Raw genomic sequence first — 24893 nt, 5'->3', positions numbered from 1 at the left:
CGCCCACCGACACCCCGCCGCACCAGCCCATCCCGGCTGGTGCGGCGTTCCCCTGTTTCTGAAACAAGAGGCCAGATTCTGTGAAACCAACCGATTCGTCCGGGCTCCAGGTGAGTGGCCTGCGCTATCAGGTCGACGACCGTACCCTCCTCGACGGTGTGGAACTATCTGTCGCGCCCGGCGAGTCGGTCGCGGTAACCGGCCCCAGTGGGTCCGGCAAGTCGACACTGCTCATGTGCATCCTGGGCCTGATCAAGCCGCAAGCAGGCACCATCACCGCCGGAGGACGGGAGATCACCGGGCTCGGGTCCGCTCGGCTCGCGCAAGCGCGGCGCGACACTCTCGGCATGGTGTTCCAGTTCGGCGAACTCCTCCCCGAACTCAGCCCGGTGGAGAACGTCGCCTTGCCAGTACTGCTCGACGGGGGCAGACACCAGGACGCCTACCGGCGCGCAGAAGAACTCCTCGGCGAACTCGGCGTCCCCGTCGGTTCGACCCCCACAGGAATGCTCTCCGGGGGCGAGCGCCAGCGCACCGCCGTCGCCCGCGCTTTGATCACTGAGCCTGCCGTCCTCCTGGCTGACGAACCCACCGGTGCCCTCGATCCTGAGGCCAAGGAAGGGGTCGCCCACCTCCTCTTCACCACCGCCCGCGACCGGAACTGTGCGCTGCTCCTGGTCACGCACGATCCCTCGGTCGCCGACCGAGCCGACCGACGGCACGAGCTCCACGGCGGGATCCTGGCCGAAGTAGGAGCGCTCTGATGCGTACGCGCATGCGCACTGCGGGCACACTGATCAGAATCGGCCTCGCCGCCAGCCGGTCCAGCCCTGGCGACCGGCTGCGCCGGTGGGGTCTGTTCGGCGCCTCGTTCGCCGTCGCCTTCGTCGTCCTGGCGACCGTGGCCACGTTCGCCACTTATGACGGCCGAGAAACCCGAGCGGACGCCAGAGGGCCGGTGATTACCGACAACAAGCACGCCGCTCTGCTGTACCGGGAGGGTGCCGACTCCATCGGCGCGCGGCCCGTATCCGTCGTGTTCGTCCACCCCCTCACCTCCAAGGCCCCGGTCCCGGCCGGCGTCACCCGCTGGCCCGAGCCCGGCGAGGTACTGCTGTCTCCCGAACTCCTGCGCACCGGAAACTCGGAGGGGATCCGCACTCGCTACGGTTCGTTCGCCGGCACCATCTCCGGCGACGGCCTGGTCACTCCTTCCGAGCGAATCGCCTACGTCCGGGTGACCGATGCACCACCGACGAGCGACCATCGGTGGCTGCCCGTGGCTGCGTTCGGAGGCAGCGGGGGAGCGACTGGAGAAATGGTCGATCAAGCTCCAGTGACATCTCCGCTCACGGCGATGTGGGCACTGGCGGGCGTGCCCGCTCTCGCCCTGGCTGTGATCAGCGCGCGGGTCGGCTCTCGCTCCCGGGACCGACGCAGCAGCCTGCTGCAAGCACTCGGCGGGACGTCGCGGCACCGAATGATGGTCAACATCGGCGAAGCTGCGTTCCCCGTGGCATGGGGAACCCTCGCCGCGTTCGTCCCCTACGTCGTCGCCTCTCTACGCGACATCCGCCTTGGCCCCACCGGATACATCCTCGATCACCGCGATGTATGGGGCGCCTGGCCCACGGCGGCAGGGGCGGGAGTCGTCTCTCTGCTGGCCGTGGTGACTATCGTCGTGGCCACCCACCGCGTCCGCCGAGACGGCAGGTCCACCCGCCCGACCTCGTTCACATCACGCGTTCCGGCGTGGCGCCTGCTTGCGTGTGGAATCGGCGTCGCACTGATCCTGTCCAGCCAGTACGTGCCCCGCAAAGCGCAGCTCATCGTGTTCACCAGCGGAACTGTCGTGATGTGGGCATTCCTGTCCTCCGTCGTGGCGCTCGCCACCCGCCATCTGGGGGCCTGGCTCGCCGAAGGCGGCAGACGCCGGGGCCACGCGGGACGCCTGATCGGCGGCCGGTGGACACACGCTCATCCCGGAGTCATCGTGCGCCTCGCACTGGCCATGGTGATCGGCATCGGGATCGTCGCCCAAATGCAGGTATGGACCAGCCGACTCGGCGAGCACTCCAAGGCGGCTCACGCTACACATCAGCGCATCAAAGACACGGTGATCGAACTGACCACCAGTGGCATGACCTCGGCGCAGACCGAACGATTCCGCTCCTCACTGCCGTCCGGATCGCTTCTGCTGACCCGCACCATGCACGATCCTGGCCCGCCCAGAGATCCATGGGTGTCGATCGAGGGCTCCTGCCATGACCTTCGCTCCCTGCGCGTGAGCTGCTCCGGAGACACCAGCCCAGCGGGAACGAGCGCTCAGGTGGAAGAGCTGCGCCGCTGGTACGGCGACATCAAGTTCACGCAAGCCTCCCAGATCACGGTGAGGCCGGACGGCACGCAGTCTCTCCTTGTCGTGACTCCTGCACCAGGACACCTCGCTGCGGTGAAGAAAGCCGCGTACACGCTCCCGAACCCGTCGGTGCAAGTCACCGAGCTGGGCGGAACATGGCTGGGCTCCTCAGGGACCCGTCTTCCGAACTGGATCCAGCTGTTCGGCGTTACCGGTCTTCTCTTCCTCCTGGTCGCCGGCGCCGTGAGCGCTGCGGCGGAATTCGTCCGTATCCGCCACGCACTCGCCCCGCTGTCCGTCCTGACCGGCCGCCGCCACGTGTTCCGTTCCGTGAGCTCCTGGCACCTGACCGTCCCGCTCTTGATTGCCACGGTCGTGACCGGCGCAGTAACAGCATGGCACTCAGTGTTCTTCATCGCCCTGGTTCAGGAGGGCTCCGTGTCCTGGACCGTCCTGGCCGCCGGCATCACAACCTGCGCTCTGGTTTCTCTCGCCGTCGGGTTCCTCGGCGCCCGCGCGGCGGCGCGAGAGGCCGACCAGTGGAGGCCCGCAGCCGACTGAGGAAGGGGGTGTACCAGTGGCTCGCGTCCGCCGGTTCCTGGTCCACGCCTGGTCCACACACACTGATCCACAACGCGACACGACCGGATCAACGTAAGACAGGACCGATGTAGAAGGGGTGCCCCTCATGGCGGGACACCCCTTCTGACCAGCATGTCTCTGACCTGCGGAGGCGGTGGGATTTGAACCCACGGTGACATCGCTGCCACGACGGTTTTCAAGACCGGTCGGCAGTCGACCTCGGAGCAGTACCTGACCAGTGGAGATGCCTTCGCACCTCTTCCACATCCGGCTTGTGGCCCACACATGGCCCACAAGCCAACCAGTCAGATCCGCGGAAGCCGTTCCCGCTCACCCAACCGGTCCTCCATCCGACGGCCCATCGCGGCGCACCAGCGACACCGCAACAGTGATGACGCCGACAGAAGTGCCGATCGGGGCAGCGAGCCCGGGAAAGGCAAACACCAAGCCACCTGCTGCGAGCCCCAGCACTGGAACACCAACCACAAGCCATGGACGCCTGCGCAGCCATCCAGTGCGCGCAGCAGGAGGCTTGGACATGTCCTTCGTGCCCACCTCGGAGTGCAGTTCCTCAGGATCCGTGGGTACCGTCATGACTAGACCTTTCTCAAAGCTAGGGAAGGTCGGGGCGGCTCCCGTTGCAGCGGGGGCCGCCTTTTCTGCGACCACGCCACCCGTCAGCGGCCATAGTGACAGCGAGTGAGACAACCGCCAATCTGGTTATCCACAGGGGCTGTGGAGAACTCTCCCATTACTGTGCGTAAACCCCCATTATCTGTGCATGACCCGGTGGACAGGCTGGTGGATAACCCACAGATGGATCCACAGAAGGGGTCCTGAGCTGGCGTTTTTCGATGTACACACTGTGGAGAAGAAAAACATCGCAACTCAACCGGGCGTCACAGCGCGTGAACCGGATGCCTTTACTCCAGTTTTATTTCTATCCGCGTAGACACACCGAAAAATGCGGGGCGAATTTTATCGGCTGCCACTGACATTCTGGGATCCGCACACAGTGCAGGCGGATGCTGAAGGCCGCTGGGCGAACGGTCGTGGGAGTCTTGACGACAGACGACGACGGCAGACGGAGAGGGAGAGGGAGTGTCGCAGCAGATCAGCCCTCGGGGGACCTTTGTGAAGATCGCGGACGCCGTGAAGGCTGAGATCGTGGCAGAGCCTGAGATGACGGAGCTGCCGACCCTGGCGATGCTCATGGAGCGGCACGGGGTTTCCCGTGGCGTGGTGCTCCGGGCCTTCAACGTGCTCAGGGAAGAAGGGGTGGCTGAGCCCGTTCCTGGCGGCCGGTGGCGCGTGATCAAAGAGGGGGAGAGCGTCGACCGCCGGCCACTGGCTGAGCGGCTTGCCGAGGTGATCACGACGGACGGGATCGCCGTAGGGGAGTCGTTCCCCAGCGCCTCGACACTCGCCACTCGATTCGGAGTCTCCCGGCCGACCGTGGCGAAGGCGCTGGACAAGCTCGAAGCCGCGGGACTGCTGTCAGCGACGCGGCAAGGAAAGCAGCGCACTGTGCTGACAGTGCCGAGCAAAGAGGAGGGGCCCAAGCTGTGAGCGCATCGGGACTGACGGAGTGGGCTTACCCCCTTGCAGAGTCGCTACTGGCCGAACCGCTGCCGCGCCGGTGGCAGCACTCGCTCGGAGTGGCCGAGCGAGCGCGGACGATCGCTCATATCCTCGGGGAGGATGCCGAGCTGCTGGAGGCCGCGGCGGTACTCCATGACATCGGGTACTCGCCGGACCTTGCGAAGACCGGTTTCCATCCGCTGGACGGTGCCCGGTACCTGAGGGACAACACCGAAGCCGACGTGCGGGTGACCCGGCTGGTGGCCCACCACTCCTGTGCATGGATGGAAGCCGAGGCACGGGGACTGCGCGATGAGCTGGAGAGCGAGTTTCCCCGCGAGCGCCCGCACCTCGCGGATGCTCTCTGCTACTGCGACATGAACACCACGCCGGACGGCACCCCCACCAACCCGGTGGACCGCGTGAACGAGATCGCCGGGCGGTACGGGTCGGACAGCCTGATCGGCACGTTCATCCGTCGCGCCGAACCGGAGATCCTGGCCAGCACCGCCCGTGTGCTGGAGCGGGTCGCCGCCGCGAAGCGTCAGCCGATGTAGGGAGCGACGCGCGTCCCGTCCATGGCGTGCTCGATGCGCAGGCGCATCGTCGGGTGGATATCGAGGTCCGCCAGGTCCGCTGGGGCAACCCAGCGGACCTGTGTCGTCTCGCTGCTCGTGCGCAGGTCACCGCCGACCGGCCGCGCGCGGAAGCAGATGCTGAACTGCTGCCGCGCCTCGCCGTCGTCGTAGAGCATCACGTGTCCGGGGTCGGTGTAGATCCCGGACACGTCGACGACTTCGGCCTTAATTCCGGTCTCTTCCCACACTTCACGCACGACCGTGTCGCTGATGGACTCGCCCACGTCGTGCCCGCCACCGGGGAGTGCCCACCGGCCGTTGTCGGACCGCTGGATCACCAGTACTTCGCCCGCGTCGTTCTGGACGAACGCGACGACGGACGGCACGACGGAGTTGGCCGGCGGGGCGTCAGGGTCGTGCAGATAGTCGATGCGTCCCATGGTCAGGCTCCCGTGAGGTCGTGTTCCGTCACCTGGCGCGCGCCTCCCCAGGTCTGTTCGATGCTGTTCGCGTAGGTGTCGAAGAGTCCCCCGCCCGGCAGTCGCCGGAGGTGAAGGACTGGCGCGAGGTACGCGCCGATGCCGTAGACGTGGGTGTTCACCAGCATCTCGTCATCGGCTCGGAACAGCGAGTTGTAGAGCGTCGCGTCATGCAGCCGGAACCCGATGTCGGGATGACTGGCGAACAGTGGACGGTAGTTCATCAGTGCGTTCCGGATCTTGCCGTCCATGATCTGGTGACCCTCGTCTATGCCGCGCTGCTTGACCGCCGCGCAGGTCGGATCCCCGAGCAGGATGCGCACCTGGGCGTTCGCCTGCGCCTTGGTTTTGAGCAGGTCATGGAACAGCGGGTCTTCCGACAGCCACAGCCCGGAGTAGACGAGAACGTCTATGTGCGACTGGGCCCGCCCGTAAATCTCGCGCCACAGGCCGGCGGGCACCATGTGCCGGTGCGGGTAGATGGTGACGATCTCAGCCTTGCTCAGGTCGGAGGAGCTTTCGACCGTGCGGGAGTCCTCCCACAGCGTCGTCACATCGACCTTGAGCAGCGACGCCGTCGCGTACTGATGCCGCCGATACGGGACTTTTCCCTGAGTGATCCAGCGTTCCACGGTCTTCGGATTGACCTCGATCGCGGCTGCCAGGTCCTGCACGGTCATGCCCTGAGCCAAGAGAGCAGACCTTAAGCGCTCGTTGGACATCGCTACCCCCGGTGGGACGTCTAGGGACTTCCTGACGGTAACGAGATCGGCCCAAGGTGTCCATGCGCGGGGTAAACAACGCCCCTCACCTGCACCGATCCTGATGGTGCGCCAAGAAGTCCCGGCGCGAGACACGGAGAACCCGTCGGCAAGCTTGACGGAACTCGATGCAGTACCTGTAATAGAGGTATCGCATCGAGCTTCGGCTCGATAGCGGTTCTCAGCAACACCTGAGGGGCCTTCTTTGGGCTGCTCATCAGCAGAGGGCGGGGACGCTGCAATCCCGCTAAAGGCCAGGTGGAACAGGGCTTCGGCCCGTACTGGCGAGGTCGCCCGGTGACCGCGAGCAACGGCCGGAGAGTGGGGACAACGGTCCCCCTTGCAGTGCGTACCCCCTGATCAGACGACCAAAGGAACGGCAATGAGTCGACGAAAGCGATAGGCGCTGCCGTGAGCGACCGACACGGCAGCGCCGTTTCATCCCCCCCGGTCCGTGAGCGCGAACGAGCGCCACGGCCAGCCGGTCACGTTCCACCGAATCGCGGCGGCTAGCGCTGCGCCGGTTGCCTCCTTCGGCCGTCCGGGACCGCTCTCGGAGCGGGGTCCGTACGGCCGGAGTGGCAGGGAGCCGGAGAGCCCGACTTCAACGGCGTGAGCCCCCGGTGCGGGAACACCGGGGGCTCTGTTCGGGCCGTTGCCACCTGCAAGGGAGAACACGACCCAATGAGTCACATCGTCACTGTTCAGGACGTTGTTACCGCGTTCGCGGACTTCATGGAGCCGACGAACGCGGAGCTGGACGCGATCGAGCAGGAGATGCCCGTCATCCTGGCGGACGTCGAGCTGCTGGACGCGCACATCACCACGCTGGACCGCACGCCGACCGAGCTGGACATCCGCCGCATCCGCCGGGCCCGCCGCCGCGCCCTCACCGCGCGGGTCGCGCTGCTCAACCGCAGCGCCGGCGCGAGCCTCCCGGGTGGTGCCGCATGATGGCCACGGCACCCGCCCCCGAGCTCTTGAACGACCACCGCGGCAACCCCCGGCCCGCGTTCGAGATGCCGCTGCCCTACGAGGCGGCGCGGCTCGGGATCGCCTTCCACGAGGCCGGGCACGCGGTGCTCGCCATGGCCTACGGAATGCGCGTCATCACCTCCGAGGTGATCACCTGGGAGCCGGAGCCGGGCGGCTGGGCACTGACCGGCAACACCGCGCACGAGGCGAGGAACACGCCGCCGTGGCACTTCGCCGCGATGGCGGCGGCCGGTGAGATCGCGCAGGTGGGCTACCTGATGGCCTACGGGCTGTGGACCCCGGAGCGTGCGCTGGCGTGCACGGCCGACCACGACCGTGAGCAGACCATCGACACGCTGGCCAAGTTCGGCTACTGCCTGGCCCGTGACCACGTCCCCGCGGGCGGCAAGTCCTGGGCGATGGTCCGGGGCATGGCCCGCCGCAAGATCGGCCACCTGTGGCGCGAGGTCCGCATCGTGGCGCACGCCATGACCGAACGCACGCTCCTCACGGGCAACGACATCGCCGCGCTGACCGGCCTGGTCAACCCCTCGTTCGAGCGAGGTGCCGCGTGAGGACGCTGACCGCGCAGATGGCGAGCGACGACAGCGCGTGGCGCCTGTACGTCGTGCGGTACGGGGAGACCGAGTGGCCCACCGTCCGGTTCGAGCCCGGCCCGGTGCCCACCGGTGCGGAGCGCCGGGAGGCACTGGCCTCCCTCGGTTACGAGGTGTCGCCCGGTGCCGAGTGGTCCTGGATCGAGGACAGCCAGAAGCACGGCGATGACAGCACTCCGGTCGTCCTGATCGCGGCCGTGGACGTGCGCGAGCAGGAAGGGGCCACCGTATGAGCGCCAAGACCGTACTGCCGGCCGTTGCCATGACGGCCGTGTCCATGGTCCTCACCCTCGCGGTGGTGGTGATGTGGCTGGGCACGGCCATGCCGTGGCCAGTCGCCGTGGTCGTCGGTCTCGGGATCGACGGGGGATGGCTGGCCACCCTCGCCTACGAACGCCGCCTCGCAGCCCAGGGTGACCACAACCGGGCCGTGACCGCCGTCGGCTGGTCCTTCGGCTTCCTGGCCACCGGAGTGTTGGTCGCGCACGCGCTCACCGCGGAGCATTCCGCCGGGGCGTGGCTGGCCGTGGCGTGGCTGCCGATCGCGGCCAAAGCGTTGTGGCTCGTGCACGGCCTGTGGGAGCGCACCGCGCTCACCCCGGTCGCCCTGGACGCGATCCGCGGGATTCAGCAGGAAGCGCGCGACGAAGCGGCCGTGGCCCGCGCCCGACTGCGTGCCGAGGCGGCCACGGAGGAGACGCGGCTGACGGCCGTGACGGAAGCCGGGGCGCGCGTCGCACGCGTCCAGGCCAAGACCGCCGCCACCCTCGCCGGGGCATGGTCGACGCTGGAGACGGCCCGCCAGGGTGAGGACACCGGCAGGGCTCTGACCAGCGTGACGACCCGCGTCACACCCGGCGTCACGCCCCGGTGGGAGCTGCCGGTGTGGGGGCCGATCGAGCCGCTCACGGCCCGCTCGTTGGAGGCCACGCCGGCGCTCACCGATGAGGCGCTGGACGTCGTCGTTGACGAGATCCGGCACAGCGAGACCCCGGCTCTGTCGTACCGGGAGATGGCTGCCCGGTTCCGTGCGTCCGGGCACTCCGCTTCCGAGGTCCGTCTTCGGGCGGCGTGGAAGCGGGTCGTGGCATGACGTCGTTACGGATCGGTTCGCTCTGCTCCGGTTACGGCGGCCTGGACATGGCCGTCCAGGCCGTCTTCGGCGGCTCGCCGGCCTGGGTTGCGGACAACGACGCCGGGGCCGCCCGCATCCTGGCCCACCGCTACCCGCAGGTGAAGAACCTGGGGGACGTCACCGCCGCCCCCTGGGACGAGGTGGAGCCGGTCGACATCGTGACGGGCGGCTATCCGTGCCAGCCGTTCAGTTCCGCCGGCAAGAGGAAGGGAACCGCTGATGAGCGGCACATCTGGCCCGACATCGCCCGTGCCCTTGGGGTTCTACGACCCCGTCTCGCGGTGTTTGAGAACGTCGCAGGGCACCTTTCTCTCGGATTCGACACCGTGCTTGGAGACCTTGCCGCCCTCGGGTTCGATGCGCGGTGGTGCACTCTTCGCGCATCTGACGTGGGAGCGGCTCACCAGCGAAGGCGGCTCTTCGTCCTCGCCTGGCCTGCCGACGCCGGCAGCACGGGACTTCAAGGGCGGCGGGCAGCGCGGGCAGCTTCCGACCGCCGTCACCTCGCTCCTGCCGACCCCGTCGACCTCGGAGAACACCGGAGCCGGACACGCGGCGCAGGGCGGGATGAACCTGCGTCACGTCGTCTCGCTGCTGCCCACCCCGCGTGCGTCGGAGAACGAGAACCGGCAGACCAAACGCAGCCCCTCGCAGGAAGCGGGCACGCACGGCAAGAGCCTGGCCGCCGAGATGGGCTCGCTCCTGCCGACCCCGCGGGCCACGGACGGCGCGAAGGGCGCGGTCTCGCGCACGGATGCGACGGACCGGCGCGTGCGGTCGGGCACGGCGAACCTGCCCGAGACGGCGGTGAGCGCGTTCCCGGCGGAGCCGTCGAGTGGGGCCAGTACGCCGAAGCGGTCGCGCGGTGGGAAACGGTCATCCAGCGCCCCGCCCCCGGGCCAGTTGACGCTGTGGGACGGCTGAGCCCCGCCTTCGTCGAATGGCTCATGGGACTGCCCGCCGGGCACGTCACCGCCGTCCCCGGCCTGTCCCGCTCCGCACAGCTCAAGGCGCTGGGCAACGGCGTGGTCCCCCAACAGGCCGTGGCCGCACTCCGCTTCCTCGCGCCCGCCGCCCTCCCCGCACATGCCGCCTGACCACCCCGACACCTCGAGGAGTAGCCGACCATGAGCAACGCCGACATGCGCCGCCTGGACCGCGAGATCAGGCACACCACCAAGAAGCTGGAAGCGGTCCGCCAGGGTGAGTTGTGGCCGCTGACCGGCCACGAGCGCCGCGCCATGCTCCGCGCCGCCGCCAGTGGCACCTACCGCACCCTGCGGGGCCGCAGCACCGGCCGCGCCGAGACGCAGATGGAGTCCACGAGCAGCGCCGCCGAGACGCGGCTGAACGCGGAACTGTCCGCCCTGCACGGCGAGCGGCTGCGGCTCGTCAACGAGGCCGCCCGCGCCAAGGCCGCCAAGAAGGCGTCGGGGTGGTGGTGAGCATGCCGCGCACCGGCAAGGCGCCCGTCCTGATCTCGCACTTTCACTGCCCGGACTGCGGGCCGCTGGTGTTCGGCGTGACCCGGGCCGTCTGCGGTGACGTGATCCCCGCCCCGGTCGCCGGTAACGGGCCCGAGCGTAAGTGCCGGGCCTGCAAGGCGGGTCTGCGCGCTCACAAGGCCGGCCACCGCCGCTGACCCCCTCTCTCGGGCGCCGACGCCCACCACGTCGGCGCCCCCTTCTTCTTCTCGTCTTGTCGCCCCGTCCGGGGGCAGTCAGGAGACGTTCCGTCATGGGTGACAACGTCGTTCACCTGCACAAAACCACCGAACTGCCCGCCGAACCGGCCGCCGTCGACACGGCGGCCGTGACCACCCTCACCGTGGTGCCGGACGCGCCGCCCGCGCGGCCGGTGCCGCTGTGGGTGCGCTCCGGCCGCGCCGTGAAGACCGCCGTGACGCACGAGCGCACCCGGGCCGCCGGCCGCGCCGTGGTCCGGCACGGCCTCTACACGTTCAACGGCGGGCGGATCGTGGCCCGCCGCACCTGGGACGGCCGCACCGGCTCACGCTACGAGCGCATGATCCGCGCAGCCGAGGCCGCGGGGAACCTGGAAGCCGCCGAGGAGTGGGAGGAGCGGCTGCAGCGCTTCCGCGCCGCCCGCCACCACCGCCGCATGGACCTTCTCCACTCCCCCATGGACGCGGCCAAGGGCGTCGCCGTCGGCACCGGCATGGGAATCGGTGCGCTGGTCGCGCTCGGGGTCGTCATGGCCGTCAGCACGGGCGACGCCGGGGACGTCGTCACCCCGCTGTCGGCAACGGTCGAGTTCATCGCGCTGCTGATCCGCATCGTTCAGGTGGTGTGGGGCCCGCTGCTCTCGATCGGCCCGTTCCTCGCCCTGCTCGCCCTGTGGTCCGTCGGCCGCAAGCAGCACGCCGCACCCCAGTGGGCCCTCCCCGCCAACGCCCGCACCGGCGAGGGGGAGCCGATCACGCCGTCCATCGTCGTCAAGGCCCTGCGCGACCTCGGAGTCCCCGCCCTGGCACGGGCCATCAAGGAGATGGGCGACGCCGGCGCCTCCATGCTCGGGCCGATCACCATCGCCGGATGCGGTGTCGAGGTCGACGTCACCCTTCCCTCGGGGGTGTCGACGAACGAGGTGCAGGGCAAGCGCCGCAAGCTCGCCGAGAACCTCACCCGGCACGAACACGAGGTGTTCATCACCATCCCGCAGGCTGCCCGCACCGTCAGGTTGTGGGTCGCCGACTCGGGGGCGCTGGATGAGCCGATCGGTCCGTCGCCGCTGGTCACCGACGACACGATGACCGCCGACTACACCAAAGGCAAAGCCCCCTGGGGACAGGACCTGCGCGGGGACGCCGCCGCCCTGTCCCTCTACCAGCGGCACCTGCTCATCACCGGGTTGTCGAACCAGGGCAAGACCGTGGCCCTGCGCTCGCTCGCCCTGTGGCTGTCGCTGGACCGGTCGGTGCAGTTCCTCATGGGCGACCTCAAGGGCGTCGGGGACTGGGCCATGTTCGACGGCCTGGCCTCCACGCTCATCCAGGGGCCGACAGATGAGCACGTCATCGAGGTGACCGAGATGGTTGAGGGCGCCGTCGATGAGATGAACCGCCGGATCCAGGCCCCGCCCGGCACCACCTTCCCGCCGCTCATCGTGCTGGTGGATGAGGCGCAGGTGGCGTTCATGTGCCCGGCCAAGGACGCCGACAAGCGGCCGTATGGCGGGTCGAAGGCGAACAGCCGGTACTTCATGGCCGTGCGGAAGATCCACAACCAGGGCCGTGCGGTGAACGTGCTGATGTGGCAGGGCACGCAGGACCCCACGAACGAGAACCTGCCCAAGCTCGTGCGCGAGGGCGCCCACACCCGCGCCTCCCTCGCCCTGGGCACCGAGTCGCAGGCCCGCATGGCGCTCGGGGACAAGGCCGTCGACGGCGGCGCCGCCCCGAACCTGCTCCGGCCCGGCCTGGACCGCGGAACCCTGGTCGTCGCCTCCGACGGCATCACCATCCCGGCCGGGCAGTCGTCCATCACGGTCCGCACGCACTACATCGACGACGACGCCGCCACCGCCATCACCGACCGGGCCAAGGCCCTGCGGGACGGGGTGACCACCCTGCACTCCATCGGCCGCAGCGAGGAACATGACCCGCTCGCCGACATCGCCGCCGTGATCGGCGACGCGCCCCGCGTCCGCACCAAGGACGTCCTCGCGCGGCTCGCCGCGCGGAACGCCGGCGCGTATGGCGAGTGGTCGTTCCTCGACCTCAAGCGCGTCCTGGACGACGCCGGCGCCGGGCCGTACAAGTCCGACGGCGTCATGTGCGTTGCCCGCGACCGCGTCGCCCGCGCCCTCGCCGACCGCGACGCCACCGGTTCCGCTTCCGCCGACTGACGGCAGGGAGCCGAACCACTGCGGGTCAGGGAGACAGGGAGAACTCCCTGAACCCCTCCCTGACCCGCCTCCCTCGCCCTGACCTGCACGAATGATCGTTCAGGGAGGCAGGGAGGAACGCAGGTCACACCCCCCAGAACACCCCCTCCGACGGCACCCCGGAAGGGGCGCCGCTGCCTCCCTGACCCATGCCCGGAAGGGATTCCGCATGTACCCCGAGCACACCGGCCGCGCGCCCGCCGAACGGGCCGTGGAAGTCCACTACCCGACCCCGCTCCCGCCCGTCGCTGTCCAGCCGACGCCGGTGGTGCCGGTGCAGCCGGGCACCGTTCCGGCGGTGGCGAGCGTCGTCCTGCCCGACGGACGTGTCGTCACCGGCTACGCCGTCGACCACCCGCGGCCCGCCCCGGTCGCGGCCAAGCCGGCCGTCTCGCGGACGGCGGTGAACGTCGCCCTCGGGGGCGTCGGCTTCCTCGCGGTGTGCGGCGGACTGTTGCTGCTCACCTCGTTCATCGCGGCCCTGACCGCGTTCATCGGCCAGCTCATCATCCTCGCCGCCGTCATCTTCGGCGGCTGGATCGCCGTCCAGGTCCTCGGAGCAGGCGGCCACCGTGGCGGCACGACCGTGAACATCCGCAAGGCCGTGATCAAACGCAACCACTTCCACGGCTAGCTACGCCAAGGGCGACCGCCCCTCTCGCCAAAGATTCGCGGTCGCCCTTGCCTGCCAGAACCCGTCAAGGAACTGGAGATACCCCAGCATGACGCAACCCACGCCCTACCCGCAGCACGTGGCGCTGAGTCTCGCAGCGTCCGGCGTCCCGGTGCTGCCCCTGCGCCGGGGCAAGGTCCCCTTCGGCAACTGCACGACGTGCGCGGACAACGCGTGCGGCGGCCGGCCGAACATGAGAACCCCGGGCCCGTGCCGCTGCCCCGGCGTCTGCCACGCCTGGGCCGCCGCCACCACCGACCCCGCCGTCATCGTCTCCCCCGAGTGGGCGGCGGCGTGGCGGCAGGCGGTGTGCGTCGCCTACCACCCCGGCGGCGCCGGACTGACCGTCCTCGACCTCGATGACGCCGACGCCATCGCCTGGGCTCGCACCGCCCTGCCCGCCACGCGGACCGTGCCGACGACGCGCGGCGAACACTGGATCTACCGGGGCGCCATGCGCTCCGTGAACGCGGTCCGCCCCGGTGTCGACATCAAGTCCACCATGGCCTACGCCCGTTGGCTCGGACCCGGCACCGGCACCATGGCCGCTCTCCCGGACGCTGTCCGGGCCTTGGCAGTAAAGGAGCCGTCTCCCGCCCCCAGGGCGTCACAGGCGCTCTCAGGGCTCCTGAGGGGCGGTCAGGGGGAGTGCCCGCACCGCACGCCCGTCTTCCTGGAACGGGGCGTCGCCATGGCCGAGCAGCGCATCACGGAGGCATCCAGCGCGGTTCACGCGGCCGTGTACCGCACCTTCCTCGCCGTGCTGTCCCGGCACGGCCGGTGCGGCTGCCTCACCGACACCCACGTCGCCCGGCTGTTCGCCGCCGCGCAGGCCAAGGGCGAAACGGCCCGGCACTGCACCGACGCCTGGGCCAACGCCCGTACCCGGTTGGGGCTGTGACCATGTCCGACGACGACAAGACCCCCGCCCGCGAGATCATCACCGAGTACGCGCAGGCGCACTTCCGGTACTTCCGCACTGCCGACGGGACCGTGTACGCGCAGCGCAACGGCCACCCCGTGGCCCGCCCGATCCGCTCCCAGGGCACCACCGGAAGCCACCGGCAAGAACTCATGGTCGGGCTGTTCAAGGACGGCATCGGCGTGTTCAACGGCACCGCCCTCAAGGAAGCACTCGATCTGATCGAAGCGCTCGCGCTGACCGAGGACGTACAACCGGTACACATCCGCGTCGCCCCCGGGACGGACGGGGCAACGTGGCTGGACCTGGGGCGAGCCGACGGCCAATCGGTCCGTATCCACTCCACCGGGTGGGACATCACCGTTCCCGACCCGCGTGAGGTGTGCTGGCGGCGCACCCAGCTCACCGGGGAACTGCCCCTGCCCGCCCGGGACACCGACGGCAAGGGCATCGATCTGCTGCTCCGCTTGTGCAACTTCGCCACCGCCGAGACCGAGTGCCTGGCCATCGCGTGGCTGATCGGCTGTCTCGAACCGTCCGTGCCCGTCCCCGCCCCGTTCCTCACCGGTCCCCAGGGCGCGGGGAAGTCCACCGGCGGCCGGATGCTCACCCGGATCATCGAAGGCATGACCGGCGACCTGCGCCGCGCGCCGAAGGACGAGGAGAACCTGATCGCGGCCGTGGCCGCCGGATGGGTCACCGCGCTCGACAACCTCTCCCACATGACCCCCGACCTGTCCGACGCGATGTGCTGCATCGTGACCGGAGCCGAGAGCGTCAAGCGTGCCCTGTTCACCGACGGGGACGTCTTCCGCGCCCGCTACCGCCGGCCCCTGCTCCTCACCGGCATCGACGTCGGAGTCATCCGCCCCGACCTCGCCGAACGGCTCCTGCCGCTCCGGCTGGAACGCCCGCGGGTGCGGCGCACCGAGGCGGAGCTGTGGGCGGAGTACGCGGAAGCCCTGCCCGTCGTCCTCGGGTCCCTGCTCGATCTCACGGTCAAGGTCCGTGCGGTCGACGCGGAGACCCCGACCGATCTGCGGATGGCGGACTTCGCCCATCTGTGCGCGCAGCTCGATGCCGCCACCGGTTTCGGGGCGCTCGCCGCCTACCGGGCCGCCCTGGACGACCTCAACGACGACGTGATCGAGGGCGACCTGTTGGCGCAGACCGTCCTGCGGCACGCCGCCGACATCGAGCCGGGCCCGGGGCAGCGGATGACGTCCACGGAGTGGCTGCACCACTTCACCCGCCTCTACACCGGCGAGGACTACCGCCCCCTGCCCAAGGGATGGCCGACCACCGGCAAAGTCCTCTCCGACCGCCTCAAGCGCCTGCAACCCACCCTCGCCGCCCGGGGCGTCCTCATCGACTCCGGCCGCACCTACGAGGGCCGCTACATCGAGATCAGCCGCTCACCGGCCACGCCCCCGCACCAGCAACAGGCGTTCTGACCGGAACCACCCGGCGACCCTCACCGCGAACAAGCAAGAGGAGCACCCCGGCCGCGCGTGCTCCTCTTGCTGTTCGGCGGCAGCGCCGCCCTGCGCTGGACGCGCCGCGAAGCGGCTCCTTCTTCAGTCCTGAGCCGCACCCCACCACCACAAACACCCCCTCCTTTTCCTAAGAGGGGAAACCCTGCGTCATGTGCGTCATGCAGGCGAGAGAAACAGCCCCTGGCCTGCGGAAGGAAGCATGACGCAGACGGCGGCGCCTGCGTCATGCTGCGTCATCTGCGTCATGGGATGACGCAGCCCATGACGCGCCAATGACGCACACCGAAACCGCTGCGTCATGCAGAGAGCGCAGGTCAGGCGTACGGGATGACGCAGGTGACGCACATGACGCAGAAATCCGCGCTTCGGACACACGCACCCACAGCCGACCGAGCACCCTCGGCTGTCGAGGAGTCATTGATGGCCAATCCCCAGATGCTCAAGCTCCCCGAAGTCCTCACCGAGATCGGCATGAGCCGCGCCGCCTTCTACCGCATGCGCGCACGCGGTCAGGCACCCCGGATCCGCAAGCTCCCCAACGGACAGGTTCGCGTGAGTCGGCGAGACCTTGACGCGTGGTGGGAGCACTGCGAGGAGAGCGCCGCGTAGCTCGAAGAACGCCCAGCAATCAACCGAGGGCCCCGCCGCACGGCGAGGCCCTCCCTCATGGGAGACGCATGCTCACGTACGACGTAGACATTTGGTCCATCCGCAAGCGAGCCAACCGCCAGAAGCCCTACGAACTGCGTTGGCGCGTCGGTTCACGCCCGCACTCCAAAAGCTTCAAGCTCAAGCCGCAAGCTGACGGCCGACGGTCGGAACTGATGACCGCGCTCCGCGAGCGCGAGCAGTTCGACGAGGACACCGGTTTGCCCGCGCGGGAGTTGGCCGCGCTCACGTCGCCCACCTGGTTCGAGCACGCCACCATGTACGCCCTGATGAAGTGGCCGCGAGCCGCAGCCAAGCACCGGGCCGGAATCGCCGAAGCCCTGGCGGTGGTAGTCCCGGCCCTGGTCACGACGTCTCGCGGTGCGCCGCAGCCCGAAAGGCTGCGGGCCGCTCTCTACCAGTGGGCGTTTCGTGCGGTCCCCGGGCCCGCCGGACGGCTGGTCGCCCGGCACGAGGTCGAAGAGCCCCCGGCCGAGATTCGGGCCGCTCTGGTCTGGATCCGCGAGCACTCCATGAAGGTGAACGCCCTGGAGAACCCCGCCCTTCTCCGTCCTGCCCTGGAAGCCCTCTCGCTCCGGATGGACGGCAGGAAGGCCGCTGAGAACACCGCGCGTAGGAAGCGCATGGTGCTGAGCAACCTTCTCCGGTACACAGTCGAGGAAAAGGGTTTGCTCTCCACGAACCCCCTTGCTCGCGTCGACTGGACGCCACCCGAGACGGACGACGAAATCGACTTCCGATACGTCCCAGGGCCCGCCCTGGCTCGCTCGTTCATCGACGCCGTACGTGCCACGGGGACACGTGGCAAGCACCTTGCGACATTCTTCGGGTGCCTGTACTACGCGGCCATGCGCCCCGCTGAGATCGCCTCGCTCAAGCGCGCGGACTGCACTCTGCCGCCCGGATCGGACGACTCGGCAGAGCAGTGGGGCGAGCTGCTGTTGGGAGAGAGCCGGCCGGAAGTCGGGGGCGGGTGGACTGACGACGGATCGTCGTACGAGACGCGCAGTCTGAAGCGGCGGGCACGTGGCGCGACGCGGTCCGTACCCATTCCACCGATCCTCGTGACGATGCTGCGGGAGCACATCACTACGCACGGCACTGCGCCGGATGGTCGGCTGTTCCGCGCCGCCGAGGGTGGGCGGGTCCGTTCCACGGAGTACTGCGACCTATGGGAGAGGGCCCGTTCTGCTGTCCTCTCGGCCGAGGAAGCGGCAACGCCACTCGCCGGAGTGCCCTACTCACTACGGCACGCCGGAGTCTCGCTGTGGATCAAATCCGGGGTGGACCCCGTAGAAGTGGCCCGCCGCGCCGGCCACAGCATCGCGGTTCTGTTCCGCTTCTACGCCAAGATCCTGCGGGGCGAACAGTCGCGCTCCAACCAGCTCATCGCGCAGGAACTGAACAAGGGGGAGTAGGCCCGTTCCTGGCCCACAGATGGCCCATACGTACTGGTCAACGGTGGGATACGGGCGGGACAGGGTGAGACAGGACCCATGCAGAAGGGGTACCCCGGCGGACGGGGCACCCCTTCTGACCTGCAATGTCTATGACCTGCGCGGAGGCGGTGGGATTTGAACCCACGGTGACATCGCTGCCACGACGGTTTTCAAGACCGTTCCCTTCGGCCGCTCGGGCACACCTCCCCGCGCCTGCCGGTGATCGGCGGCGCGGGGACCAGGGTAACGGGTTCGCGGTGTGCGGGTGCGGTCAGCTGTCGCCTACGCGGGAACCCAGGGTGAGTTCCGTGGTGTGCTGCTTGCCGTCGCGTTCGTAGGTGATGGTGACCTCGTCGCCCGGCTTGTGGGTCCAGATCTCGCCGATCAGGGTGGGGCCGGAGTCGATGACGCGGTCGTCGAGCTTGGTGATGACGTCGCCGGGCTGGAGGCCGGCCTTGTCGGCGGGGCCGCCCGGGTCGACGGGCTCGGAGCCGCCCGCGCCCTGTTCGGTGATCTTGGCGCCGCCCGCCGTCTCCTCCAGGGAGACCGACGCGCCGATCTTGGCGTAGACCGGCTCGCCCGTCTTGATCAGCTCCTGGGCGACGTACTTGGCCTGGTTGATCGGGATGGCGAAGCCCAGGCCGATGGAGCCGGCCTGCCCGGTGCCGAAGCCGCCGTTGCCGGTGGACTGGATCGCGGAGTTGATGCCGATGACGTTGCCCTGCGCGTCCAGCAGCGGGCCGCCGGAGTTGCCCGGGTTGATGGACGCGTCGGTCTGCAGCGCGCTCATGTACGAGGCCTGGCTGCCGGCGCCGTCACTGGAGGCCACCGGGCGGTTCTTCGCGCTGATGATGCCCGTCGTCACGGTGTTGGACAGGCCGAAGGGCGCGCCGATGGCGATCGTCGAGTCGCCGACGGCCACGTCGTCGGAGTTGCCGAGGGTGAGCGGCTTCAGGTCCGAGGGGGCGTCGTTGAGCTTGATGACCGCGACGTCGTAGCCCTGCGCGTGACCGACGACCTCCGCCTGGTACTTCTTGCCGTTCGGGAAGGTGGCCGAGACCTTGCCGCCGTCCACGGCGTCCGCCACCACATGGCTGTTGGTGACGATGTGGCCCTGGGTGTCGAAGACGAAGCCGGTGCCGGTGCCGCCCTCGCCGCTGCTGCTCTCGGCCTCGATGGTGACCGTGCTGGGCAGTGCCTTGGCGGCCACGGCGGCGACCGTGCCCGGGTCGCGCTTCACGTTGCCGCCGCTGGTGGACGACGAGACGGTCGTCGAGCTGCTGCTGTCGTTCTCCCTGGCCAGCGTGTAGCCGAGGCCGCCGCCCAGGCCGCCCGCGACCAGCGCGGCCGCCAGGACCGCGGCGACCATACGGCCGCGCCCGCCGCCGTTCTTCGGCGCCGGCGGCTGGTACGAGGAACCCCAGCCGCCGCCTCCGTGTCCGTGTCCGGCACCGCCGTCGCCGAACGACGGCGTGGAGGGCGGCGGGGGCGGGGGCCAGGAGGGGTCGGGGGCGGAGGAGGAGTGGGCTCCGGTGCCGCCCGGGTGGCCGCCCGGTGCGCCCTGGGACGCGGGGTCGGGGTTCCCGTGGTCCATGTGGTTCGCGACGGGGGCCTGCGGGCCGTGTCCCTGACCGTCCGGGGCCGGATGCGGAGCCGCTCCCGGGGCCGGGGGGCCCTGGTGCGCCGAAGCAGCGGGAGCGTCCACCGGTGCGGGCGGCGGTGCGGACGGGGCGGGGGGTACCGCGGTGCCCTCGTTCTCGGTGCTCACAGCTTCTCTCCTCGATCCACGGCTGTTGTTTCTCGGTCGCACTCGGTCCCGCTCGTTCACGCACGTCCACGGGTCCGGCGCGAGGCAGCTGTGCTCGTCTCTTTGTATGACGTCAGCTTTTCCCACGGGCCGTCAGGGCACCATAAGCCGTTCCTGTGGGTCCGGGGTCATTCTTTATATAGGGCATTACTCACGTAAGGCGCGCCACCCGATGCCTCCGACCGGACGTCGACACCGTTCACGCCACTCCGGGCACACGTCTACCCGTTCCCGGTGGCACCATGACGCGGTGACCCACGCACGGCAGCACCCGACCCAAGTCGTCGCGCACCGCGGGGCCTCCGAGGACGCCCCCGAGCACACCCTCGCCGCGTACCGCAAGGCGATCGAGGATGGCGCGGACGCGCTCGAATGCGATGTGCGCCTGACCGCCGACGGACATCTCGTGTGCGTTCACGACCGTCGGGTCAACCGTACGTCCAACGGGCGCGGTGCGGTCTCGGCGCTCGAGCTCTCCGATCTCGCCGCCCTGGACTTCGGCTCCTGGAAGAGCCGCGACCCCGCTGGAGGGCCGCGCGTGGAGGAGCCCGACTGGGAGCATCGCCCGGAGGACCGGGAGGCCACGTCCGTCCTCACCCTGGAACGGCTGCTGGAGCTCGTCTCCGACGCCGGTCGCCGGGTGGAGCTGGCGATCGAGACGAAGCACCCCACGCGGTGGGCGGGACAGGTGGAGGAGCGGCTGCTGGTCCTGCTCAAGCGGTTCGGGCTCGACGCACCCGCCGCCCCCGAGGAGTCGACGGTGCGGGTGATGAGCTTCTCCGCGCGGTCGCTGCACCGGGTGCGTGCCGTGTCGCCGACGCTTCCCACGGTCCATCTGACCCAGTTCGTCACACCGCGCCTGCGTGACGGGCGGCTGCCCGCCGGTGTGGGCATCGCGGGGCCCTCGATCCGCATCGCGCGCAGCCACCCCGCGTACATCGAGCGCCTCAAGCAGGCCGGCCACCAGGTGCACGTGTGGACGGTGGACGAGGAGCGTGACGTGGACCTCTGTGTGAGCCTCGGCGTGGACGCCATCATCACCAACCGGCCCCGCGCGGTGCTCGACCGGCTCGGACGCTGACCGCACGGTGATCGCTTCCCGCCTCTTCCGTCCCATCCGCCCCAGGAACTCCACGCACGTGTCTTGACCCCGCGCTCCGGACGGGCGCATCCTCACATCTCGGCCACACCGAAGAAATCCAGCCATACGGCTACAGGGAGTGCTCCGGCGCGTTCGGTGCGTATTCGATCGTTTCGAGTGCGTCACCCCTCATGGATTGGCCGGTTTCCGGTTCAGGCCAATGGGGCATCCACACCGTGGCGTGGGGCGAAGGAGGTCTCGGGGGTGGCGTTGGTGGTGGCACAGGAGGTGCCCACGTCGTCGAGCATGGCCGTTTCCCATGGCCCTGCGGGCGTGGGGAAGGCGAGGCACCGTATGCGCACGCAGTTGCGCGACGGAGGCGTGGCGGACACGGTCATCGACGACGCCGTACTGATCCTTTCCGAGTTGCTGAGCAATGCGTGCAAGCACGGCAGACCACTCGGCGACGCGCTCGCCGGGGACGGCGACGTGCGTGCCGCGTGGCGGGTGGACCCGTGCGGCCGGCTCGTCGTCGAGGTCACGGACGGCGGCGGTCCGACGCGTCCGGCGCCGGCCACCCCGTCGGTCACGGCGCACGGCGGCCGGGGGCTGAACATCATCACCGCCCTGGCCGACGACTGGGGCGTGCGCGACGAGGTGCCGGGTGAGGTCACGGTGTGGGTCGTCGTCCACGACGACGTGTACGACCCGGACGCGGGGGCCGCGCACCGGCGCGAGGACTTCGCCGCGCGCGTGACGGCCCCGCCGGTCTCCCGGATCACCGGGCTGGACTTCGCGGACGTCTTCGACGACCTGGACTGAAAGCGGACCGCTCCGGCTGTAGGTGATCTGGCCTGTGGGTGGCCCGACCTGTGGGTGACCCGGCCCGCAGGTGACCCGGACCGTGCGTGGCCCGGTCCGTGCGTGGCCCGGTCCGGGGCTCGGCGGCTCCGGTGGGGTGTCCACAGCCCGGCACGTTGTCCACAGGTTCCCGTCGGCCGCGGCACGAGCGGCTAGGCTCGCGCCCGTACGAGACGAGCCGTAACCGGGAGACACCCACGATGGCCAAGAAGCGACCCCAGACGAAGGCCAAGCGCCCGCAGCTCACGGACGGGCAGATCCCGGTCGTCGGCGCCCGCGAGCCCTGCCCCTGCGGCAGCGGCCGCCGCTACAAGGCGTGCCACGGCCGTGAAGCCGCGCACGCCGTGACCGAGCTGGTGCACCGCCCGTTCGAGGGTCTGCCCGGCGAGTGCGACTGGGTGGCGCTGCGCGAGCTGGTGCCGGCCGCCACCGTCGAGCTGACGCTCAAGGGCGGCCTGCCCGAGGGCGTCCCGTCGGTGACCCTGGCCACGGTGCTGCCGATGGCGTGGCCGGCTCTGCGCCGCGACGACGGCTCGGTCCTGCTCGGCCTGCAGAACGACACCTCCTCCGGAGACATCAGCCGCGATCTGGCCGACACCCTCCAGCGCGCGCTCACCGCCGACCCCGGCACCCCGGTGCAGGGTCGCCGCTCGCCCGCCGACGGCCCCCGGCTGCAGGATCTGCTGGACCCGGAGGGCGCGTTCGAGCCGGTGGTGCACAGCGGGTTCGAGTTCTGGGTGCCGGACCCGGAGAACGCCACGCCGGACGTCACCGCCTCGCTGGAGCGGGCCAACGCCGCGGCCATCCCGACCGTCAAGCTGTCGGGCGTGGACTCCGCGTACTGGTGCGAGACGCCCGAGAAGAACCATCTGCGGTGGGTCATGCCGTATCCCGAGGAGCAGCTTCTGGACGCTCTCGCGCGGCTGCACGCGGCGGGCCGGTCCTCCCTCGGCGAGGGCACCCGGCTCGTGGGCTCCTTCCGCGCCCACGGGCTCACCGTGCCGGTCTGGGACCTGCCCAGCGGGGTCGGCGCCGACGACGTGGAGAAGCCGGCCGCCGAGTTCGCCGAGCGGCTCACCGCCGCGCTGGCGGCGGACGCGCCGCTCACCGCCGACGAGCGCCGCGCGCGCGGTGGCCTGACGAACCGCCAGGTCACCCTCAACTGAGGCGCCCGCGTACGGGTGGTCCCGTCGGCGGCCGGCCGGCGGAACCACCGGTCACGCCTCACCGGCCCCATGCGTAACTCCCCGCGCGGACAAGCCAGTCGGTGACCGGAAAAGCCGAGTTCGAATTTGCGAACCGCCGATCTCTTGTTACCGTTCCATTAGCCCGGTTGCTGGTGCATCCCCCGTCGCCAGCAACCGGGTCTTTGCGTGCCGGTCGCCGTTCACTCAGTGCGACCGGTGGCCCACCGCTCGTTCCCGCCCCGCCGGGCTCACATCCCCGCCGGTTCGCCGCTCGTCGCCGCGGCCGATCGCGGGCCCGCTCCGATCAGTTGCTGCCGGCGCGCAGCAGCGGACGGCCCGTTCCGACGCCGTACGGGGACTGCGTGAACTCGGCGACCGCCATGTACCGCGCGAGATCTCCGCGTTCGCGCTGCCACGGCGTCCGGCACAGGGCGGGATCGTCGCCGGGGTCCATGGCGCAGTGCGTCAGCACGGTCCTGCCGCCCGGCCCCATGAGGCTCAGCGCGACGGTGCGCGCCTCACCGCTGGCGTTGCGGTAGTAGGTCCGCGCGCTGACCTCCCCGCCCCGCGCCACCACACAGGTCTGTGCCTCGATGCCGTCGGGGGAGGAGAGCGGGGGACCGCAGCGGACGGCGGTGGACAGGTGCGCTCCGGGCGGCGACGGGTCCGCGACGGCCGGCGTCCGCGCCGTGCCGTCGCCCCGCGCGCCGAGGTGTACGGACGGGCCGGGCCGCCCGGGCGCGGAGGGCCCTGGCGCATGTTCCCGGCCGGCCCGGCCCGCGGATTCCACCACCGGTGGCAGTGCGATCGCGCACGCCACGGCGACGCCCGCGAGGGCGAGCGGACGAGCTCTTCGGCCGGCCCGGACGCGGCCCTCGGCATGACGCGGCATGCCCCGGGAAGATAGCGCCCCGGGGCGGCCGGCCGGGCGCGGCGCGCACCGGTGTCCGTCACATCTCGGGGGCGCTCACACCCGTACGGGTGAGGGCCTCGACCACGGCGTCCACCACGGCCTCGACGCCGGGCACCCAGGGTGTGGCGGAACCGGGCAGCGGAGCGCGCTCCCAGCGGATTCCGCCCTGCGCGGTCTCCGACGGGGGGAGGGGGAGGTAGCCGCCCTCGCCGTGGAAACGGAGGGAGCCGGGGACGAAGTCCTTGGCGTAGAGGATCTCGCCCAGCTGCGCCATGGAGTACGGCTGCACCAGGATCGACCAGCGGCTGGGTGAGGCGACGACCGGGCCCAGCCGCATGCCGCGGTGGTCGAGGACGGTCAGGGCGCGGGCGGCCGGCACGGCGGGCAGGGACACCGCGCACGGAGCCTTGCCTCCGGTGGCGAGGATGATGGGCGCCGCCGGCCGGTTGCCCCACCACCAGCGCACCATGCGCGCGTCGGTGGTGGCGGCGAGGAGACCGGGATCGAACGGGTGGGCGCCCGGCACTGTGCACTCGGGGTCGGGGCAGCCGCAGCGGGACCGGCCCTGCGGGTCGGCCGCCACGCCGGGGAGTACGGGCCACTGCCATTGCGCCGCGTAGGTCAGGGCCGCGCCGATCAGCTCAGGCCCTCCGTCGCCGCGCCGGGACAGGAGCCTGCGTCGCCTTCCGAGGATCTCGCGCATGAGCGCTCGTTCCTTTCCGTTGCACGCCTGGCAACACCGTGGTCCAGATCACGTCATGTGTCGATCACTTCACTGTGCGTACCTGTTGGCGCATCACACCCCCGCGCCGGGCAGGGGGAACCCCTATGGGCCGAGCATGGGCTGCCTCCGCGGCCGTTCCACCCGTACT

General features: G+C 70.1%; 25 protein-coding genes, 1 tRNA gene and 1 pseudogene. 21 read left to right on the top strand and 6 right to left on the bottom strand.

Going from position 1 to position 24893, the window contains the following annotated elements; translation table 11 throughout:
• Window positions 1–80: 80 nt before the first annotated feature.
• The 4 genes from ACZ434_RS28965 (at window position 81) to ACZ434_RS28950 (ending at window position 5079) form a co-directional block, all read left to right on the top strand.
• Complete coding sequence (locus tag ACZ434_RS28965) at window positions 81–764, top strand: ABC transporter ATP-binding protein (RefSeq protein ID WP_468460969.1); 684 nt, start codon at window positions 81–83, stop codon at window positions 762–764.
• A complete protein-coding gene (locus tag ACZ434_RS28960) occupies window positions 764–2920 on the top strand; it encodes a permease (protein WP_468460967.1) in 2157 nt (718 codons plus the stop codon). Before ACZ434_RS28965 ends, ACZ434_RS28960 begins: the two co-directional genes overlap by 1 nt.
• Before the next feature lie 1122 nt (window positions 2921–4042).
• Window positions 4043–4510 carry a GntR family transcriptional regulator gene (locus ACZ434_RS28955; protein WP_468460965.1) on the top strand — a complete coding sequence of 156 codons (468 nt, stop codon included), beginning with the start codon at window positions 4043–4045 and terminating at the stop codon, window positions 4508–4510.
• Window positions 4507–5079: an HD domain-containing protein gene (locus tag ACZ434_RS28950; RefSeq protein WP_468460963.1), complete on the top strand. Its 573-nt coding sequence runs from the start codon at window positions 4507–4509 to the stop codon at window positions 5077–5079. The genes ACZ434_RS28955 and ACZ434_RS28950 overlap by 4 nt, the downstream gene beginning before the upstream one ends.
• On the opposite strand, the gene ACZ434_RS28945 is transcribed toward ACZ434_RS28950, so the two are convergent.
• Window positions 5067–5540 (bottom strand): NUDIX domain-containing protein, encoded by a 474-nt coding sequence (locus tag ACZ434_RS28945; RefSeq protein WP_468460961.1) that lies wholly within the window; start codon window positions 5538–5540, stop codon window positions 5067–5069. The two genes, ACZ434_RS28950 and ACZ434_RS28945, sit on opposite strands and share 13 nt — an antisense overlap.
• A 2-nt stretch (window positions 5541–5542) precedes the next feature.
• A complete protein-coding gene (locus tag ACZ434_RS28940) occupies window positions 5543–6259 on the bottom strand; it encodes an XRE family transcriptional regulator (protein WP_468460959.1) in 717 nt (238 codons plus the stop codon).
• A 765-nt stretch (window positions 6260–7024) separates the two neighbouring features.
• On the opposite strand from ACZ434_RS28940, the gene ACZ434_RS28935 reads away from it, so the two are divergent.
• The 14 genes and pseudogenes from ACZ434_RS28935 to ACZ434_RS28870 all read left to right on the top strand — a co-directional run bounded on the left by ACZ434_RS28935 (window position 7025) and on the right by ACZ434_RS28870 (window position 18151).
• Window positions 7025–7294: a DUF6284 family protein gene (locus ACZ434_RS28935; RefSeq protein ID WP_468460957.1), complete on the top strand. Its 270-nt coding sequence runs from the start codon at window positions 7025–7027 to the stop codon at window positions 7292–7294.
• Entirely contained in the window at window positions 7291–7890 is a 600-nt protein-coding gene (locus tag ACZ434_RS28930) for a hypothetical protein (RefSeq protein ID WP_468460955.1), read from the top strand. Before ACZ434_RS28935 ends, ACZ434_RS28930 begins: the two co-directional genes overlap by 4 nt.
• Window positions 7887–8165 carry a DUF6303 family protein gene (locus ACZ434_RS28925; protein ID WP_468460953.1) on the top strand — a complete coding sequence of 93 codons (279 nt, stop codon included), beginning with the start codon at window positions 7887–7889 and terminating at the stop codon, window positions 8163–8165. Before ACZ434_RS28930 ends, ACZ434_RS28925 begins: the two co-directional genes overlap by 4 nt.
• Window positions 8162–9025 (top strand): protein spdB, encoded by an 864-nt coding sequence (locus ACZ434_RS28920; protein ID WP_468460951.1) that lies wholly within the window; start codon window positions 8162–8164, stop codon window positions 9023–9025. The genes ACZ434_RS28925 and ACZ434_RS28920 overlap by 4 nt, the downstream gene beginning before the upstream one ends.
• Window positions 9022–9444 (top strand): annotated as a pseudogene (locus ACZ434_RS28915) (DNA cytosine methyltransferase); the annotation flags it as partial. The gene ACZ434_RS28920 and the pseudogene ACZ434_RS28915, both read left to right, overlap by 4 nt.
• A 534-nt stretch (window positions 9445–9978) precedes the next feature.
• Window positions 9979–10164: a hypothetical protein gene (locus ACZ434_RS28910; RefSeq protein WP_468461052.1), complete on the top strand. Its 186-nt coding sequence runs from the start codon at window positions 9979–9981 to the stop codon at window positions 10162–10164.
• A 30-nt stretch (window positions 10165–10194) separates the two neighbouring features.
• The gene (locus tag ACZ434_RS28905) at window positions 10195–10512 is read left to right on the top strand and encodes a hypothetical protein (RefSeq protein ID WP_468460949.1); all 318 of its coding nucleotides are present in this window, start codon (window positions 10195–10197) and stop codon (window positions 10510–10512) included.
• Window positions 10503–10709, top strand: coding sequence for a hypothetical protein (locus tag ACZ434_RS28900; RefSeq protein ID WP_468460947.1), 207 nt, complete (start codon window positions 10503–10505; stop codon window positions 10707–10709). Before ACZ434_RS28905 ends, ACZ434_RS28900 begins: the two co-directional genes overlap by 10 nt.
• 95 nt (window positions 10710–10804) lie before the next feature.
• The gene (locus tag ACZ434_RS28895) at window positions 10805–12934 is read left to right on the top strand and encodes an FtsK/SpoIIIE domain-containing protein (protein WP_468460945.1); all 2130 of its coding nucleotides are present in this window, start codon (window positions 10805–10807) and stop codon (window positions 12932–12934) included.
• A 208-nt stretch (window positions 12935–13142) separates the two neighbouring features.
• A complete protein-coding gene (locus ACZ434_RS28890; protein ID WP_468460943.1) occupies window positions 13143–13607 on the top strand; it encodes a hypothetical protein in 465 nt (154 codons plus the stop codon).
• Between the two features lie 88 nt (window positions 13608–13695).
• On the top strand, window positions 13696–14547 hold the full coding sequence (locus ACZ434_RS28885) for a bifunctional DNA primase/polymerase (protein WP_468460941.1): 852 nt from the start codon (window positions 13696–13698) through the stop codon (window positions 14545–14547).
• Between the two features lie 2 nt (window positions 14548–14549).
• Window positions 14550–16022: an ATP-binding protein gene (locus ACZ434_RS28880; protein WP_468460939.1), complete on the top strand. Its 1473-nt coding sequence runs from the start codon at window positions 14550–14552 to the stop codon at window positions 16020–16022.
• A 462-nt stretch (window positions 16023–16484) separates the two neighbouring features.
• On the top strand, window positions 16485–16673 hold the full coding sequence (locus tag ACZ434_RS28875; protein ID WP_468460936.1) for a helix-turn-helix transcriptional regulator: 189 nt from the start codon (window positions 16485–16487) through the stop codon (window positions 16671–16673).
• Between the two features lie 68 nt (window positions 16674–16741).
• A complete protein-coding gene (locus ACZ434_RS28870; protein ID WP_468460934.1) occupies window positions 16742–18151 on the top strand; it encodes a tyrosine-type recombinase/integrase in 1410 nt (469 codons plus the stop codon).
• A 141-nt stretch (window positions 18152–18292) separates the two neighbouring features.
• Here the strand turns inward: ACZ434_RS28870 and ACZ434_RS28865 are convergent.
• Together ACZ434_RS28865 and ACZ434_RS28860 are read right to left on the bottom strand one after the other, a co-directional pair.
• Window positions 18293–18379: transfer RNA gene (locus tag ACZ434_RS28865), tRNA-Ser, on the bottom strand.
• A 64-nt stretch (window positions 18380–18443) separates the two neighbouring features.
• Window positions 18444–19940 (bottom strand): S1C family serine protease, encoded by a 1497-nt coding sequence (locus tag ACZ434_RS28860; RefSeq protein ID WP_468460932.1) that lies wholly within the window; start codon window positions 19938–19940, stop codon window positions 18444–18446.
• A 289-nt stretch (window positions 19941–20229) separates the two neighbouring features.
• On the opposite strand from ACZ434_RS28860, the gene ACZ434_RS28855 reads away from it, so the two are divergent.
• From ACZ434_RS28855 to ACZ434_RS28845, 3 genes are all read left to right on the top strand, one after another.
• Window positions 20230–21060: a glycerophosphodiester phosphodiesterase gene (locus ACZ434_RS28855; RefSeq protein WP_468460930.1), complete on the top strand. Its 831-nt coding sequence runs from the start codon at window positions 20230–20232 to the stop codon at window positions 21058–21060.
• A 177-nt stretch (window positions 21061–21237) separates the two neighbouring features.
• The gene (locus ACZ434_RS28850; RefSeq protein WP_468460928.1) at window positions 21238–21882 is read left to right on the top strand and encodes an ATP-binding protein; all 645 of its coding nucleotides are present in this window, start codon (window positions 21238–21240) and stop codon (window positions 21880–21882) included.
• A 239-nt stretch (window positions 21883–22121) separates the two neighbouring features.
• Window positions 22122–23087 carry a DUF5926 family protein gene (locus ACZ434_RS28845; protein WP_468460926.1) on the top strand — a complete coding sequence of 322 codons (966 nt, stop codon included), beginning with the start codon at window positions 22122–22124 and terminating at the stop codon, window positions 23085–23087.
• A 325-nt stretch (window positions 23088–23412) separates the two neighbouring features.
• Here the strand turns inward: ACZ434_RS28845 and ACZ434_RS28840 are convergent, their stop codons facing one another.
• Window positions 23413–24000 (bottom strand): hypothetical protein, encoded by a 588-nt coding sequence (locus ACZ434_RS28840; protein WP_468460924.1) that lies wholly within the window; start codon window positions 23998–24000, stop codon window positions 23413–23415.
• A gap of 58 nt (window positions 24001–24058) precedes the next feature.
• Window positions 24059–24724, bottom strand: coding sequence for a bifunctional DNA primase/polymerase (locus tag ACZ434_RS28835; RefSeq protein WP_468460922.1), 666 nt, complete (start codon window positions 24722–24724; stop codon window positions 24059–24061).
• Window positions 24725–24893: the final 169 nt, after the last annotated feature.

This window comes from Streptomyces sp. NPDC030893, from assembly GCF_055571535.1.
The sequence above is the reverse complement of the archived record's forward strand: the minus strand, read 5'-3'. Positions and strand labels throughout refer to the sequence as shown.